This is a genomic window from Pseudomonas sp. ARP3 (assembly GCF_001029595.1).
In the GTDB taxonomy this organism is placed as follows: Bacteria; Pseudomonadota; Gammaproteobacteria; order Pseudomonadales; family Pseudomonadaceae; genus Aquipseudomonas; species Aquipseudomonas rhodesiae.
This window is the reverse complement of record NZ_LEKF01000007.1, coordinates 191,452-207,707: the sequence shown is the minus strand read 5'-3', so window position 1 is coordinate 207,707 and position 16,256 is coordinate 191,452. Positions and strand designations below refer to the sequence as shown.

Here is a 16,256-nt window from a genome sequence, read left to right as displayed (position 1 = left end):
GCAGCTTATGCTCAGTCCGGGCGCAGAATCAGCACGCCCAGCGGCGGCAGATTCAACGACAGCGACACCGGCTGCCCGTGACGCGGCTCCTCCTGGGTGAACACTTCACCACCGTTGCCGAAGTTGGAGCCGGCGTAAGTGTCGGCGTCAGTGTTGATCACCTCGCTCCAGCGCCCGGCAAACGGCACACCCACGGCGTATTGTTCGCGAGGCACCGGGGTAAAGTTGGCCACCACCAGCACCGGTTTGCCGTCCTTGCTCCAGCGCAGCCAGGCGTAGACGCTGTTGATCGCATCGTCACCGATCAGCCACTGGAAGCCCTGGGGCGCGTCGTCCTGTTCATGCAGGGCCGGCTCTTCGCGGTACAGGCGGTTCAGGTCGCCCACCAGTTTTTGCACACCTTGGTGTTCCTGGTATTGCAGCAGGTACCAATCCAATTGCTGGTCGTGGTTCCACTCGCGCCACTGGCCGAATTCGCAGCCCATAAACAGCAATTTCTTACCGGGGTGCATCCACATAAACGCCAGGTAGGCGCGCAGGTTGGCGAACTTCTGCCAACGGTCGCCGGGCATTTTGTCGATCAACGAATGCTTGCCGTGCACTACTTCATCATGGGAGATCGGCAGGATAAATCGCTCGGACCAGGCATACACCAGGCCGAAACTCAGCTCATTGTGGTGATGGGCGCGGTACACCGGGTCCTGCTGGATGTAATGCAGCGAATCGTGCATCCAGCCCATGTTCCATTTGTAGTTGAAGCCCAGGCCGCCTTGCTGGGTTGGCTGGCTGACGCCGGGCCAGGCGGTGGATTCTTCAGCGATCACTAGGGCGCCCGGCGCCTCCAGCGCCACCACATCGTTCAAATGGCGCAGAAAATCGATGGCTTCCAAGTTCTCGCGACCGCCATGGCGGTTAGGCACCCATTCGCCGGCTTTGCGCGAATAGTCGCGGTAGAGCATCGATGCCACCGCATCCACCCGCAGGCCATCGACATGGAAGTGCTTGAGCCAGTGCAGTGCTGAGGCCAGCATAAAGCCGTGCACCTCGGTGCGGCCCAGGTTGTAGATCAGCGTATCCCAGTCCTGGTGGAAGCCTTCCAGCGGGTTGGCGTATTCGTACAGCGCGGTGCCGTCGAACTGGGCCAGGCCGTGAGTATCCGTGGGAAAGTGCGCCGGCACCCAGTCGAGGATCACACCGATATCGGCCTGATGGCAGGCGTTGACGAAATAGGCAAAGTCTTCGGGCGAGCCGAAGCGCGCACTTGGGGCGAACTGCGACAGGGCCTGATACCCCCAGGACCCTCCAAATGGGTGTTCCATGATCGGCATCAGCTCGATATGAGTGAAGCCCAGTTGCTGCACATAGGGAATCAAGCACTCGGCCAATTCGCGCCAACCGTACTGGCGGGCCACTTCACCCGCCTCGTCCAGCTCGCATTGCCAGGAGCCGACGTGCAGTTCATAGATCGACAGCGGCGCGGTGGACTTCTGCTTGTCGGCGCGAGCCTGCATCCAATCGTGGTCCTGCCAGTCCACTTGCAACGGCGCAGCGACTTTCGAGGCGGTGTCCGGTGGCAGTTGGGTGGCCAGCGCCATAGGGTCGGCCTTGAGCGGCAAAATGCCGTGGGCGCCGAGAATCTCGTATTTGTAAGCGGCACCCGGTTGCAGGCGTGGGATAAAGATCTCCCACACACCGGAAGGATGGCGCAGGCGCATCGGATGCCGACGGCCGTCCCAAATATTGAAGTCGCCCACCACCGACACACGCCGTGCGTTTGGCGCCCACACGGCAAAACGCACGCCCTGCACGCCGTCGACGCTGGTGACCTGAGCGCCCAGGCAACTGCCCAGGTCGCGGTGATTGCCCTCGGCGAACAGGTACAGATCCATCTCGCCCAGCAGCAATTGGCTAAAGCTGTAGGGATCTTCGGTGATCTGCTCACCGCCGGCCCACTGGATCTTCAATAAGTAAGGCTGGCGCGTCGCAAAGTGCCCGACAAACAAACCCGGCACTTGGGTAGCGTCGAGGCTACCGAGGGTTTCGCCGCCATCGCGGCTCAACACCTGCACGCTCAACGCCTCGGGCAGGAACGCGCGAATGAATTGGCCGCCCTGCTCGTCGTCATGGGGCCCGAGAATCGAAAACGGGTCGTGGTGCTCGGCGCGCACCAGCGCTTCGACGTCCTTGGACGCCGGCATTGCAGTCAACTTAGGCTGCAGCGGTTCTTTATGTGTATAGCTCATGACGTCTCCCCACCGCGTGCAGTTTTGGATATAGGTGTAAGCCCGCTCAGCAGGCCGTGCAGCCCTTGCAGGGGCACCGGCAACCAGGTCGGGCGGTTTTCCGCTTCGTAGGCCACTTCATACGCAGCCTTCTCCAGGCTGAACAACGTCAGCGCGGCGTCCTGGCCGTTGGCGTCCTGCCAGTCATGCGCCAGTGTAGACGTAGCTTGCTGATAAGCCTGGATAAATGCCTGGCGCGCCTCCTTCACATAGCGCTCGGTAACGCGTCGGCGTGCCTGCTCGGCTTGCGGCGACTGATCCACGCCTTGCAGATTCAAGGCCATGGCCGCTGCATAGTCGAAAGAACGCAGCACCCCGCTGACATCTTTGTACGGGCTGTGCTTGCCCCGTCGCTCATGCAGCGGTCGCGCCGGCTCGCCTTCGAAGTCGATCAAATAGGCATCGCCCTTGACCACCAGAACCTGCCCAAGGTGCAGATCGCCATGGACGCGAATGCGCAAGCCGCCCAAGGTGGCCTTCGCCAGGCCGTTCACATGGGCGGCAATGGCTTTTTTCTGCGCCAGCAATTCACTGACCAGCGCCTGATCGGCAGGGTTCAATTGGGTTTGATGCAGTTCCAGCAGTTGCAGCGCGCGGGTGATCTGCGCGCCCACATCCTTGGCCCAAGCCTGGGTGTCTTTGACACCGGTGACTTCGGGCTTGAAGTCTTTATTGGCGGTGGTGGCACCCAGCACTTGGTGCATTTCCCCCAGGCGCTGGCCGAGCAGCGCGGCGAAATCGGCCAGCTCACCCAAGGCGTTGTAGTGCTGTTCCTGTTCGGACAGGGCTTCGGCCAGTTCGTCGCGGATTGCCCGTTCCAGATTGTTCTGGGTCCACGTCCAGGCATCGCCCTGATTGCTCAGGTAGCCCTGGGCTATCATCAGCAGATTGTCCTGGCCCTCGCTGTCATGACGCACCACTGCGCCCATCAACGGCGAGATATTGGCGTAACCGGCTGCGGTGAGGTACGCGCTCATCTCCAGTTCCGGATGCACACCGGCGCTGACTTTACGGATCAACTTGAGCACCAGGCTCTCACCCACCACCACCGAGCTGTTGGACTGCTCGGCGGACAGATAACGCACCGGGGACTCGTCGTTCAGTTGCAACGCAGCCAAGTGTTCGGTGGCGTCGAAGCGCAACTCGCCGTCGCTGCTGGCCAAACGCGTGCCGGCTTGCAGGCCCTGGATCACCGCGCGAATAAAAGGCTCAAGGCTGAACGCGTCAGTCACCAAACCCACCTGGCGCGCTCGGCGTACGCGGGCCATGGCCAGTTGCTGGGGCAAGGCGCTGGTGAACTGGTCTTCGCCGAGGAAGCCGAACGGCAACTGATAACGACTGACCTGCCCACCGGCACTCACTTCCAGTTCGCTGAGCAACACTGGATGCTCGGCGTCGCCGAACCGCACGCCATAAGCAATCCGCACGCTGTCGATGGCTGTGTCCTTGCCGGCGAACCAGCGCCGCTTGGGCAGCCAGGCCGGCAGTGAGGTTTGTTCCAGGGTGGTGCGGCAAGGTGCTTCGAGCAGTTCTTCCATGCGTTTTTTCAATACCAATGTGGTGAAGTCGGGCATGCTTTGCGCCGGTTCCACATGCCAGCTGGGCATCTGGTTTTCCGTCGCCAGCACAAACCAATAGAAACCGTAAGGCGCCAGGGTCAGCAGGAAATTCAGCTGACCAATAGGCGGGAAGGCATTGCCGCCGAGCATCTCCACGGGAACCATGCCGGCAAAGGACGAAAGGTCCAGCTCGGCCGCCTGGGCGCTACGCGACACGTTGGCCACGCACAAAATGATCTCCGTGCGGCCATCGGCACCGGTGTATTCGCGGGTATAAGCCAGAATGCGCCGATTGGCCGGCGAGAGCATTTTCAGGCTGCCGCGACCGAACGCTTTGGACTGCTTGCGCACTGCGAGCATGCGCCGGGTCCAGTTGAGCAATGAGTGCGGGTCCTGGGTCTGGGTTTCCACATTCACCGACTGGTAGCCGTAGAGCGGGTCCATGATCGGCGGCAGCACCAGGCTGGCCGGATCGGCGCGGGAGAAACCGCCGTTGCGGTCGATGGACCACTGCATCGGTGTGCGCACGCCATCGCGGTCGCCCAGGTAGATGTTGTCGCCCATGCCGATTTCATCGCCGTAGTACAAGGTGGGCGTGCCCGGCATCGACAGCAGCAGGCTGTTAAGCAACTCTACGCGGCGACGGTCACGCTCCAGCAGCGGCGCCAGACGGCGGCGGATACCCAGGTTGATCCGCGCGCGACGGTCGGCGGCGTAGTAATTCCACAGGTAGTCGCGCTCTTTGTCGGTAACCATTTCCAAGGTCAATTCATCGTGGTTGCGCAGGAAGATCGCCCATTGGCAATTGGCGGGGATCTCCGGGGTCTGGCGCAAGATATCGGTGATGGGAAAGCGATCTTCCTGGGCCAGGGCCATGTACATGCGCGGCATCAACGGGAAGTGAAAGGCCATATGGCATTCGTCGCCGTCATCGCCCTTCTTGTCACCGAAATACAGTTGGGTGTCTTCCGGCCACTGGTTGGCTTCGGCCAGCAGCATGCGGTCGGGGTAATTGGCGTCAATCTCGGCACGGATTTGCTTGAGTACCCCGTGGGTTTCTTCAAGGTTCTCGTTGTTGGTGCCGTCGCGCTCGATCAGGTACGGGATGGCGTCCAGGCGCAGGCCGTCGATGCCCATGTCCAGCCAGTAGCGCATCACTTCGAGCACCGCTTTCATGACTTGCGGGTTGTCGAAGTTGAGATCGGGCTGGTGGGAATAGAAGCGATGCCAGAAGTATTGGCCGGCGACCGGGTCCCAGGTCCAGTTGGATTTTTCGGTGTCGAGGAAAATGATGCGGGTGCCGTCGTACTTCTGGTCGTCATCGGACCACACATAGAAATCCCGCGCCGCCGAACCGGGCTTGGCCTTGCGTGCGCGCTGGAACCAGGGGTGCTGGTCGGATGTATGGTTGATCACCAGTTCGGTGATCACTCGCAGGCCACGTTTGTGTGCTTCGGCGATAAAGCGCTTGGCGTCGGCCATGGTGCCGTAGTCGCTGTGGACGCCGCGATAGTCGGCGATGTCATAGCCGTCGTCGCGGCGTGGTGACGGGTAGAACGGCAGCAGCCAGATGGTGTTCACGCCCAGGTCGGCGATGTAGTCGAGCTTGGCGATCAACCCAGGAAAATCGCCGATACCGTCATTATTGGAGTCGAAAAAGGATTTGACGTGAACCTGATAGATCACCGCGTCCTTGTACCAGAGCGGGTCTTTGATAAAGATGGCAGCCTTGGGTTTCTTCGCCATTGGACACTCCTGAAACACTCGATAAATCGTGCAGACTCAATGTCGGAGGGGGGGTGCCCCCTCTTCCCCATCAGGTGGTAATGCGCCAGATCCCGAACGGCATCTGCGGTTCCAAGCGCGTCCACTGGGTCTTGCCGTACCAGGTCCAACGATGGCCGTTCATCAGGTCTTCGCCCTGGGTTTGGGCATCGTCCGGCAGGCCCATCTCCCACAAGGGCAGTTCGAAATGAGCTTCCTGGGCGTTAAAAGGGTCCAGGTTGACCGCCACCAGAATGAAGTTGCTGCCGTCCTCGCTGCGCTTGCCGAAGTAGAGGATGTTGTCGTTCCACGCGTTGTAGATCTTCAAGCCCAAGTGCGTATGCAGCGCCGGGTTCTGGCGGCGGATGCGGTTGAGCTGGGCGATCTCGGCAATGATGTTGCCGGGCGCAGTGAAGTCGCGAGGGCGGATCTCGTATTTCTCCGAGTCCAGGTATTCCTCTTTGCCCGGCACCGGCGCGGCTTCGCACAGTTCAAACCCGGAATACATACCCCACAGGCCCGAGCCCATGGTCGCCAGCGCGGCACGGATCAAAAAGCCCGGGCGCCCGGATTGATGCAGGAACGCGGGGTTGATGTCCGGCGTGTTGACGAAAAAGTTCGGGCGGTAGCACTCGCGCCACGGTGACTGGTTGAGCTGGGTGAAATACTCGCTCAACTCAGCCTTGGTATTGCGCCAGGTGAAGTAGGTGTAGCTCTGGGAATAGCCGACCTTGCCCAGGCGCGCCATCATTGCCGGAGTGGTAAAGGCTTCGGCGAGGAAGATCACCTCAGGGTACTTGGAACGCACATCGCTGATCAGCCATTGCCAGAAAGGCAGCGGTTTGGTGTGGGGGTTGTCGACGCGAAAGGTCTTCACGCCCTCTTCCACCCAGCCAACCACGATGTCGCGCAGCTCGGTCCACAGGCCAGGGATCGCATCGGCGGCATAAAAGTCGACGTTGACGATGTCCTGATATTTCTTCGGCGGGTTTTCCGCGTATTTGATCGTGCCGTCCGGGCGCCAGTTGAACCAGCCCGGATGCTCCTTGAGCCACGGATGGTCCTGGGAACATTGAATGGCAAAGTCCAGCGCGATCTCCAAGCCATGGTCGGCGGCGGCCTTGACCAGGCGGCGGAAGTCATCGCGGCTGCCCAACTGCGGGTGAATGGCTTCGTGACCGCCCTCCTCGCTGCCGATGGCGTACGGGCTGCCGGGGTCGTCCGGGCCGGCGGTGAGCGAGTTGTTCCGGCCTTTGCGATGGCTACGGCCGATGGGGTGGATCGGCGGGAAGTACAGCACATCGAAGCCCATGTCGTGGATCATCGACAGCCGCGCGTGTACATCGTTAAAGGTGCCGTGGCGTGCCGGATCATCGGTGATCGAACGGGGAAACAACTCGTACCAGCTGGCGAACTGCGCACGTTCGCGCTCGACGTCAATCGGGTACACCGTGCTGATGCTCAGGTAGGCGCGGTGGTCGGCCTGGGTCATCAGATGCGCACTGTCTTCGTGCAGAAACAACGCCACCTGCTCGGTTTCCAGCAGGCCGGACAGTTCGTGGTGCAACAACATCAGGCGGTCGCGCAGCTCGTTGTCGCTACGCTCGGCGGCTTGCAGCACCAGGCTGCGACCTTCCTGCAACTCCAGGCTGACCGGAACGCCGGCTTCGTGTTTTTTGCGCAATTCGTAGCAGAAGCTGGCGAAGGTATCGATCCAGGCTTCGATGCAGTATTCATGAGGCCCCTGATGGGCCACCGTGAACGCGCCTTCCCAACCGTTGTTGCCAACATCGGTCATGACCACGCTGTGCCAGCTTTCGTCGCGCAGCGGGCGCCAGCGGATCAATACGGCCAATTTGTCATGGCCATCGGCAAACACTTTGCTGGTGACATTAATGCGCTGGCCTATCACCGCCTTGACCGCGAATTCGCCGCCGTCAATCACGGGGCTGGTGCTTTCGATCGCGATCCGGGGCAATAGCAGTGCCTGGGACAGCGGCAGTACGGCAGTGTCTGGAACCTGTGTTTCAGCAGTCATCGAGCATCTTCCCCTTACGCCCAGTGGACGCCCTTTGCTAGATCCGAATCCAATACGCCAGCACTCTCCCTGAGCGACGACGCATAAGGTCCGAGCCTGTGCCTGGGTTAAAAGTTCAGGTGGATATGCCGCCATTGAGCGGGAATCAAATGCCCCGTGGGAATGTCCACCGCTAGAGCAAAGCACAAAGGAGGCCACACCGATGAATATCCCGATCCCGGCGGAAACCCCGGACCCGAATATCGACCAGCCGACCCTGCCCCCTACGGAACCGCCAACGGTTCCGGAGCAGGAACCGCCGGATAACGAGCCACCCGCGGTCGAAGAACCGCCAAAGACCATGCCACCGGTCATCGTCTAAACCACGAGCAGGTTTTGAGGTTCGCTCAAGAGGCGCCCAGCCCCTTGAGCGGACCACACATATCTCTGATACGTCCTACATATCCTAGAAAAAAAGCCTAAAACCGACTGCGGGGTTCATACCTAAACTCGTTCGCGCGCAGGCGCCCAATCCAGTTCCTTGGAATAGGGCCCTTAAACCTCTCACGCGAGGACACCTTATGTTGACCATCCCCCCACAATGGGCTAACCGCCCTACTGCCTCCCAACCCGCGCACGCCAGCGCCTCGCCCGCCCAGCTCACGCCCGAGCGCCTGAATGCGTTACTCAGGTCAGGCCCGAGGTGGTCCGCCTCGGCCAAGCCACCGGAACCAACACGCCCCTCCCCGGCGGCGACCGCACCCGGCCCTGCATTGCCCTCGGCGCCGGAGGCAAAGCTCACTGAAGACCTCAGTGACCTCAACACCGCGTTGACCCAAGACAACATCAACCAGATGGTGCGCGATCCCGATGCAGAGTCCTCCCGCGCCCTCATCGCGCGCACCCGCGCGCTGTTGACACCGGCCAATATGCGCACGATGTTGGGCGGCCCTAATGCCTCAACGAACGCCGCCACCCTTGAAGGCCTCAGGCAACGCCTCGGCAAACAAGTCCTCACCGAGACCCAGCAGTCAGCCAGCAACGATGCGGAACAGGCATTGATCGACCAAATGAAGCTGCATCTTCTGGAAAACCTTGGAAAAATCTACGAAGGCGGCCTCGGGACTGACGAAATCCTCAAGGACTACAACATGTCGCGCAAGCACATAGACGCCATGAAACGCGACCAGTCCGCCAGGGAAGCCAGCGTCCGCACGCTGTACGATATCGGCGGCTCTCTGAGCAAAGAAAAGCTCTCCGCGTTGCGCACCCCCGAACCTGCGTCCGCCACTGCGCAGGTAGCCGAGCGTCTCACTCGCCAGCGCAACACCTATCGCTTCAATGCGCTCAGTGATTCGCGACTTGATGCGCCTCGCGAGATCTCAGGATTCATGGCCGGCGACAAACTGGACCTGTCGGGTATTCGCAACCAATTGAACAAACCGCTGCAAAGGGTCGAACGTTTCTCCGGGGCCAGCGCAGAAATGCAGATCCACTACCTGCCCAGCACCGGCACCAGCGTGATCGCCGTTTCCGGAAACCCGGGCGAGCCGCCGTTTGTGCTTAAGGTTTTCGGTCAGGTGCGGTACAGCGATATCGTGTCCTGAGACGCGGCATAGGGTCAGGCATCCTTATCCAACCACTTGATGATCCTAGGCATTACGCTGAACACCACCAGCGCCAGCAACGTACTCAACACCGCCGTGGATTCACGCCCCATGCCCGCCGCCACACCGATGGCGGCGGTCATCCATAGCCCGGCGGCGGTGGTCAAGCCTTTGACGTGCTGACCCTCTTCGTCTTCCTTACCTTTAAGAATAGTGCCGGCGCCGAGGAAACCAATCCCGGCAATCACCCCCTGCACCACCCGGCTCATGGCATCGGCCTGGTTGCCGGACATCTGCGGCACCAATACAAACAGCGCCGCGCCCATCGCCACCAGCATATGGGTGCGCACCCCGGCGGCCTTGCCCTTGTGCTCCCGTTCAAAACCGAGGATCCCGCCCAGCAGCGCAGCGATCAGCAGACGCACGGTGATCTGCGTGAGCTGTCTGGCATCGCCGAGATCGGCGAATTCGGCCTGCAGGGTCACCCATACTTCGTGCCACCAAGCGTCCATAAACCCTGTCCTTTGTTGAGATGGATAATGGGTTGACAACGGCGACCGTCAGTCAGTTGCCTGGAACACCGCGCCTGTGCATGCGCCCTAACGTTTATCAGCCTGATAAAAAGGAGAGCGCCATGCCAATCCGTATCGAAAACCGCACCTGTTTCTTCAAGGTCAACGATGAGGGCCGGGAATACAGCCTGCCCGCCGCTGAAGTCACCGTCAGCACTGACGTCCCCAGAGCCATGTCCTATGTGGACGTGGGCGCCGAGCGTGTCTACATCACCGAGCAGGAAGCCGATGCCCTCACCGTGGCCGGCGCCATCGATGGGCGTCAGCACAAGAAGGTCACCACGCCGGATTCGGCGATTTGACTGATCTGTATCTATTGACGCAGCACAAGCCTGCACCCCGAAGGCGACGGGGTGCAGCACAATGTCGCAGGGCCACGGCTGCAAACAATCTGATCCGGTTTTTATCGTCATAGCTGAGTCTGTTATGCAAACAGCTCGCCGCGCATAGTCCATTGGCCTGATGGAGGCTGATGAGCGAACGACCATGAGCGAACGAATCCCCACCGTGGAAATCTTTGAGCCCGTGCACCCAAAGAAGGTGAAGGCCAAATCCAGCGACACCCTGATCCATACCCGCAGTTTCACCGGCTTGTTCCGCACCTTGCGTGTGCTAGGCGCAGGCTTTCTGTTCCTGGCCTTTTTCGGCACCGTGTGGCTGAACTGGGGCGGTCGGCAAGCCGTGCTGTGGGACTTGGCTGAAAGCAAGTTCCACATCTTCGGCGCGACGTTCTGGCCCCAGGACTTCATCCTGTTGTCGGCGCTGTTGATCATCTGTGCCTTCGGCCTGTTTGCCATTACGGTCTTCGCCGGCCGCGTCTGGTGCGGCTACACCTGCCCGCAAAGCTCGTTCACCTGGCTGTTTATGTGGTGTGAAAAGGTCACCGAGGGCGAACGCAACCAACGCATCAAGCTGCAAGCGGCGCCATGGAGCCTCAACAAGCTGGCGCGGCGCTCGGCCAAGCACACGCTGTGGCTGGGCATCAGCGTGCTGACCGGGCTGACATTTGTCGGTTACTTCACCCCCATTCGCCCCCTCGCGGCGGAACTGCTGACCTGGCAAATGGGCGGCGTCAGCCTGTTCTGGGTGCTGTTTTTCACCGCCGCCACCTACCTCAATGCCGGTTGGTTGCGCGAAGCGGTGTGCATGCACATGTGCCCTTACGCACGGTTCCAGAGTGTGATGTTCGATAAAGACACCCTCACCATCTCTTACGACGCCGCCCGTGGCGAACATCGTGGCCCGCGCAAACGCGAGGTCAAACCCGCCGATGTCGGCCTGGGTGATTGCATCGATTGCCAGCTGTGCGTGCAGGTGTGCCCGACCGGCATCGACATCCGCGACGGCCTGCAAATGGAGTGCATCGGCTGCGCGGCGTGTGTCGATGCCTGCGATTCGATCATGGACAAGATGGGCTACGCGCGCGGTTTGGTGCGCTACACCAGCGAACATCAACTGCAAGGCGGCAAGACTCACCTGCTAAGGCCGCGACTGATCGGCTACAGTGCCGTGCTGTTGGTGATGATCGCCGCGCTGGTGGTGGCCTTGGTGCAACGGCCGATGGTGTCGCTGGACGTGACCAAGGACCGGGGCATGTTTCGCGAAAACAGCCAGGGCTTGATTGAAAACATCTACAGTCTCAAGGTCATCAACAAGACCCAGCAGCGCCAGGATTATCGGCTGGAGCTGGTAGAGGCCGAGGGTTTCCAATTGCAAGGCAAGACCGGGATCAGCCTGGCGCCGGGGGAAATCGTGGATGTACCGGTGTCGGTGGCACTGCTGGCGGATAAACCGGCGAGCAGTTCGCAGACACTGCGCTTCAAAGTGACGGATGTGGACGAGCCGTGGGTGTACAGCGAGGCCGAGAGCCGCTTCGTCGCACCGCTCAACCGCTGATACCTGGCTATCGAAAACGATGAAAGCCCAATGTGTGAGGGGGCTTGCCCCCGATGGTATCTCTCATACAAAAACCTGTGTTTAAGGCCGCCATGAAACGCTACGAAAAATTCGCCGACGACATCGCTGAACTGATCCGCTCCGGCGTCCTCGGCCCCGGCCAACGCGTGCCGTCGGTGCGCTACGCGAGCCAGACCTACGGTGTCAGCCCCTCCACGGTGTTCCAGGCGTATTACCTGCTGGAGCGCCGCGGGCTGATCCGCGCGCGGCCGCGCTCCGGTTACTTCGTCAACACCCATGCGCCGAGCCCGTTTTCCGAGCCGGTGGTGAGCGAACAGGTACACGAATCCACCGAGGTGGATGTGAGCGAGCTGGTGTTTTCGGTGCTCGACTCGATCAAGGACCCCACCACCGTGCCCTTCGGTTCGGCGTTCCCCAGCCCGATGCTGTTCCCGTTGCCGCGTCTGGCCCGTTCCCTGGCCAGCGCCAGCCGTGAGATGGACCCGCGCATGGTGGTCACCGACATGTCGCCGGGCAACCCACAACTGCGCCGGCAAATTGCCCTGCGCTATATGGTCGGCGGCCTGATGCTGCCTATGGAAGAGTTGCTGATCACCAACGGCGCCCTGGAAGCGCTGAACCTGTGCCTGCAGGCCGTGACCGAGCCAGGCGATTTGGTGGCCATCGAGGCTCCGGCGTTTTATGCCTGCTTGCAGGTCTTGGAACGTTTAAAACTCAAGGCGGTGGAGATCCCGGTGCACCCACGCGACGGCATCGATCTCAATGCCCTGGCGCAAAGCCTGGAGCGCTACCCGATCAAGGCCTGTTGGACCATGACCAGCTTCCAGAACCCCATGGGCGCCACCCTGCCTGAAGCCAAGAAACAAGCGCTGGTGGAACTGTTGCGCGGCCATCAGGTGCCCTTGATCGAAGACGATGTGTACGCCGAGTTGTACTACGGGCAGCACGCGCCCAAACCGGCCAAGGCGTTCGACACCGAGGGCCTGGTGATGCACTGCGGCTCGTTCGCCAAGAGCCTTGCACCGGGTTATCGCGTGGGCTGGGTCGCGGCAGGGCGCTATGCGCAGAAAGTCGAACGTTTGAAGCTGATGACCTCGTTGTGCCCGTCGATGCCGGCCCAGGCGGCAATTGCCGACTACCTGCAACACGGCGGCTACGACCGGCACCTACGCAAATTGCGCTATGCTTTGGAAGAACAGCAAAGCGCCATGCTGGCCGCCATTGGCCGCTACTTCCCCGCGCAAACCCGCGTCAGCCAACCCGCCGGCGGGTATTTCCTGTGGCTGGAACTGCCCGAGCAGACCGATTCGCTGAAGCTATTCCAGATGGCCCTGGCCCAAGGCATCAGCATTGCGCCGGGGCCGATTTTCTCGGCGACTCAACGTTTCAGAAATTGTATTCGCCTGAACTACGGCAGCCCGTGGACCGAGGCGTCCGAGAAAGCTATGGAAACGTTGGGGCGGATTGTGCGGTCGTTCTAAGTGATGGTGTTGCGCTTTCTGACGCCATCGGGGGCAAGCCCCCTCCCACATTTTGAGCTGTGAGTACTCTCAAGTGTGGGAGGGGGCTCGCCCCCGATGGCGTCGGTGCGGGCACTGCATCCCTAGCGCCCGCCGCCCAAATCCAGAAACGTGCCGGTGGCATAGGACGCCTTGTCCGACAGCAACCAGATAATCGCTTCGGCCACTTCATCCGGACGGCCGCCACGGGCCATGGGGATGCCAGACTCCAGTTTGCTGACCCGGTCCGGATCGCCGCTCAGGGCATGAAAGTCGGTGTAGATATAACCCGGGCGCACCGCATTGACGCGGATACCTTCGCCGGCAACCTCTTTCGACAGGCCAATGGTGAAGGTGTCGAGCGCGCCCTTGGAGGCGGCATAGTCGACATACTCACCTGGCGAACCCAGGCGTGCCGCCACCGATGACACATTGACGATACTGCCGCCCTGCCCGCCATGCCGGGGCGACATGCGCAACAGCGCATGCTTGGCACACAGAATCGGGCCGAGCACGTTGGTCTTGAGCATTTTCAGGATGCGAAACTCCGACATCTCATCCACCCGGGATTTATGCCCCACGGTGCCGGCGTTGTTCACCAGCGCAGTGACCCGGCCCAATTCGGTGTCGACACGGTGGAACAGCGCGATCACTTCGTCTTCGATACTTACGTCAGCGCGCACCGCAATCGCCTCGGCGCCGAGGGCGCGTACCTGTTCCAGCACGCGGTGGGCGGCCTCGTCGTCGGCCTGATAATTGATGCAAATACGGTAGCCCTGACGCGCAGCCAGCAAGGCCGTCTCGGCGCCAATCCCGCGACTGCCCCCGGTGATGATGACGACTTTGTCCATGCCTGGTGTCTCCTGTTTCTACCTGTAGGTTTAATGGGTCGCGTCAAGAATAACCGTCACTCACTGACCTTGTCAGGAGCGGCCGCCTCTTCGGCGCGGCGGATATTAGCCATAAAACCCTCGGCCGGCAGTGGAAGACCCAACAGATAACCTTGCAGCGAGTTACAACCCAGGCGCGTTAGAAAATCCTGCTGTTTATCGGTTTCCACGCCTTCGGCCACAATGCGCAGCCCAAGGGCCTGGCCGAGGGCGACGATGGCCGACACGATAGCGGCATCGTCGCCATCGTGCTCCAGATCGCGCACGAAGCCACGGTCGATTTTAAGTTCGTTGGCCGGCAAGCGCTTGAGGTACATCAAGCTGGAGTAACCGGTACCGAAATCATCGATGGACAGGTCCACGCCCATGTCCGATAGCTGCTGCAACACCTTCATGCTCGCGTCGGCATCGCGCATGGCCGTGGTTTCGGTGATTTCCAGGGTCAGGCTGTTAGCCGGCAACTGGTGGCGTTCAAGCGCGGCGGCGACGCTGTTGACCAGCCCGGCATGGCAGAACTGCAACGCAGAAAGATTCACGGCGATGCGCCATTCTTCATACCCCTGCACGTACCACAGGCGCATCTGGCGGCAAGCTTCATTGAGCACCCATTCGCCGATGGGGATGATCAGCCCGGTTTTCTCCGCCAGTTCAATAAACGTCGCCGGCATCAACAGGCCCTGCTGCGGATGCTCCCAGCGCAATAGCGCCTCGGCGCCCACCGCAATGCCGCTGGCCGCATCGAACTTAGGCTGGTAGTACAAGCGAAACTGCTGTTGCTCCACGGCATTGCGCAAGTCCTGCAACAGTTGCAGTTGCTTGCGCGCGTTGGTGTTCATCGACACATCGAAAAAGCTGTAGCCGTTCTTGCCCAAGCCCTTGGCGTGGTACATGGCGGCGTCGGCGTTCATCAACAATTCCTGGGGCGTGGCGCCGTTGCCGGGGAACAGTGCGATACCGACGCTGGCGGAGATTTTCAGCTCATGCTCGGCCACCAGGAACGCCCTGTTGGTCAGTTGTACCTGGCGCTCGGCCAGGCCGAGGGCATCGTCCGGCTGGTTCAGTTGCACCAACAGTACAAACTCGTCACCACCGATACGCGCCAGGGTGTCGTGGCTGCGCAGATCCTCGCGCAGGCGCAAGCCCACTTCGCGCAGCAATTGGTCGCCCAGATGATGACCAAAGGCATCGTTGACCGGCTTGAAGCCATCCAGGTCGATAAACATCAGCGCAAAGCAACCGCCCTGCTCCTGCACCGCCTGCATGGCCTGCTGAATGCGGTCGGCGAGCAGGCTGCGATTGGGCAGACCGGTGAGCATGTCATGCAAGGCCAGGTGGGACAGTTCCTGGTTGGCCTGGGTGAGCGAATCGGCGAGCACCGCGGTGCGGGCTTCCAGGCGCGCGTCGAGCAACGAAGTCAGCAAAGCGATGGCCAGCACTGCCAGGGTGGTGACCAGCACCAGGTTATCCAGGCCATTGCCGCTCAACCCGTCCAGGGCGGCGCCGCAGTAGCTGTCATCGGCAAAGCTGGCGGCCGCCATTGCGGTGTAGTGCATGCCGACAATGGCAACGCCCATCACCACCGCGGCACCACCTCGAAGCAGGCGTACACGCGGGGTGTTACGCCGCAGGTTGAACGCAATCAGCAAGGCCGCGCCCGACGCCGCCACGGCGATCATCAACGAGGCACCGAACAACGTGGGGTCGTAGTCGATGTCGGGGGTCATACGCATGGCCGCCATGCCGGTGTAGTGCATGCAGCTGATACCGGCCCCCATCACCAACGCGCCGAATAGCAGTTGCCAGGCGGGCAAGCGGGCCTGGCTGACCAGCCACAAGGCAAAGCCACTGGACAATACAGCGATCAACAGCGACAACGCAGTGATGCCCACGTCGAACCCCAGGGCAAACGGCAAGCGCAACGCGAGCATGCCGATAAAGTGCATCGACCACACCCCCACCCCCATCGCCAACGCGCCGCCGACTATCCACAGGTAGACGGCCCGTCCCTGGGCGGTCGCGATGCGGCCGGCCAGGTCGAGTGCGGTGTAGGAAGCCAGAATCGCAACGAACAGCGAGATCACGACCAACGAAGGGGTATAGCTACCGATAAGCATGCTGAGTCTCGCGAGCTACGAGCTGGAACGCCCGT

Annotated in this window: 11 protein-coding genes; 5 read left to right on the top strand and 6 right to left on the bottom strand. The window is 61.1% G+C overall.

The genetic code is table 11. The annotated features are described in order from the left end of the window. Positions 1 to 11: 11 nt before the first annotated feature. The 3 genes from glgB to ABX75_RS11275 all read right to left on the bottom strand — a co-directional run bounded on the left by glgB (position 12) and on the right by ABX75_RS11275 (position 7,643). Entirely contained in the window at positions 12 to 2,243 is a 2,232-nt protein-coding gene (gene glgB, locus ABX75_RS11285; RefSeq protein WP_047881951.1) for a 1,4-alpha-glucan branching protein GlgB, read from the bottom strand. Next, positions 2,240 to 5,587, bottom strand: a complete 3,348-nt coding sequence (gene treS / locus ABX75_RS11280; RefSeq protein ID WP_047881950.1) for a maltose alpha-D-glucosyltransferase — start codon at positions 5,585 to 5,587, stop codon at positions 2,240 to 2,242. The genes glgB and treS overlap by 4 nt, the downstream gene beginning before the upstream one ends. 70 nt (positions 5,588 to 5,657) lie before the next feature. Next, complete coding sequence (locus ABX75_RS11275) at positions 5,658 to 7,643, bottom strand: alpha-1,4-glucan--maltose-1-phosphate maltosyltransferase (protein ID WP_034097159.1); 1,986 nt, start codon at positions 7,641 to 7,643, stop codon at positions 5,658 to 5,660. 202 nt (positions 7,644 to 7,845) lie between these two features. On the opposite strand from ABX75_RS11275, the gene ABX75_RS29375 reads away from it, so the two are divergent. Together ABX75_RS29375 and ABX75_RS11270 are read left to right on the top strand one after the other, a co-directional pair. Then, a complete protein-coding gene (locus ABX75_RS29375; protein ID WP_167389888.1) occupies positions 7,846 to 8,004 on the top strand; it encodes a hypothetical protein in 159 nt (52 codons plus the stop codon). Between the two features lie 199 nt (positions 8,005 to 8,203). Next, on the top strand, positions 8,204 to 9,229 hold the full coding sequence (locus ABX75_RS11270) for a M10 family metallopeptidase C-terminal domain-containing protein (RefSeq protein WP_082136146.1): 1,026 nt from the start codon (positions 8,204 to 8,206) through the stop codon (positions 9,227 to 9,229). A 14-nt stretch (positions 9,230 to 9,243) separates the two neighbouring features. Here the strand turns inward: ABX75_RS11270 and ABX75_RS11265 are convergent, their stop codons facing one another. Next, positions 9,244 to 9,741 (bottom strand): MgtC/SapB family protein, encoded by a 498-nt coding sequence (locus ABX75_RS11265; RefSeq protein WP_034097158.1) that lies wholly within the window; start codon positions 9,739 to 9,741, stop codon positions 9,244 to 9,246. Positions 9,742 to 9,863: 122 nt separating this feature from the next. Here ABX75_RS11265 and ABX75_RS11260 point away from each other — a divergent pair, with 122 nt between their 5' ends. From ABX75_RS11260 to mapR, 3 genes are all read left to right on the top strand, one after another. Further along, positions 9,864 to 10,103: a DUF3203 family protein gene (locus tag ABX75_RS11260; RefSeq protein WP_034097156.1), complete on the top strand. Its 240-nt coding sequence runs from the start codon at positions 9,864 to 9,866 to the stop codon at positions 10,101 to 10,103. A gap of 184 nt (positions 10,104 to 10,287) precedes the next feature. Then, on the top strand, positions 10,288 to 11,697 hold the full coding sequence (gene ccoG, locus ABX75_RS11255) for a cytochrome c oxidase accessory protein CcoG (protein ID WP_040268121.1): 1,410 nt from the start codon (positions 10,288 to 10,290) through the stop codon (positions 11,695 to 11,697). A 92-nt stretch (positions 11,698 to 11,789) separates the two neighbouring features. Then, entirely contained in the window at positions 11,790 to 13,199 is a 1,410-nt protein-coding gene (gene mapR, locus ABX75_RS11250) for a GntR family transcriptional regulator MpaR (protein ID WP_034097154.1), read from the top strand. 122 nt (positions 13,200 to 13,321) lie between these two features. Here mapR and ABX75_RS11245 read toward each other — a convergent pair whose 3' ends face one another. Together ABX75_RS11245 and ABX75_RS11240 are read right to left on the bottom strand one after the other, a co-directional pair. Next, positions 13,322 to 14,068: an SDR family oxidoreductase gene (locus tag ABX75_RS11245; RefSeq protein WP_034113253.1), complete on the bottom strand. Its 747-nt coding sequence runs from the start codon at positions 14,066 to 14,068 to the stop codon at positions 13,322 to 13,324. 56 nt (positions 14,069 to 14,124) lie between these two features. Next, positions 14,125 to 16,221 carry a bifunctional diguanylate cyclase/phosphodiesterase gene (locus ABX75_RS11240; RefSeq protein WP_047881949.1) on the bottom strand — a complete coding sequence of 699 codons (2,097 nt, stop codon included), beginning with the start codon at positions 16,219 to 16,221 and terminating at the stop codon, positions 14,125 to 14,127. Positions 16,222 to 16,256 lie beyond the last annotated feature (35 nt).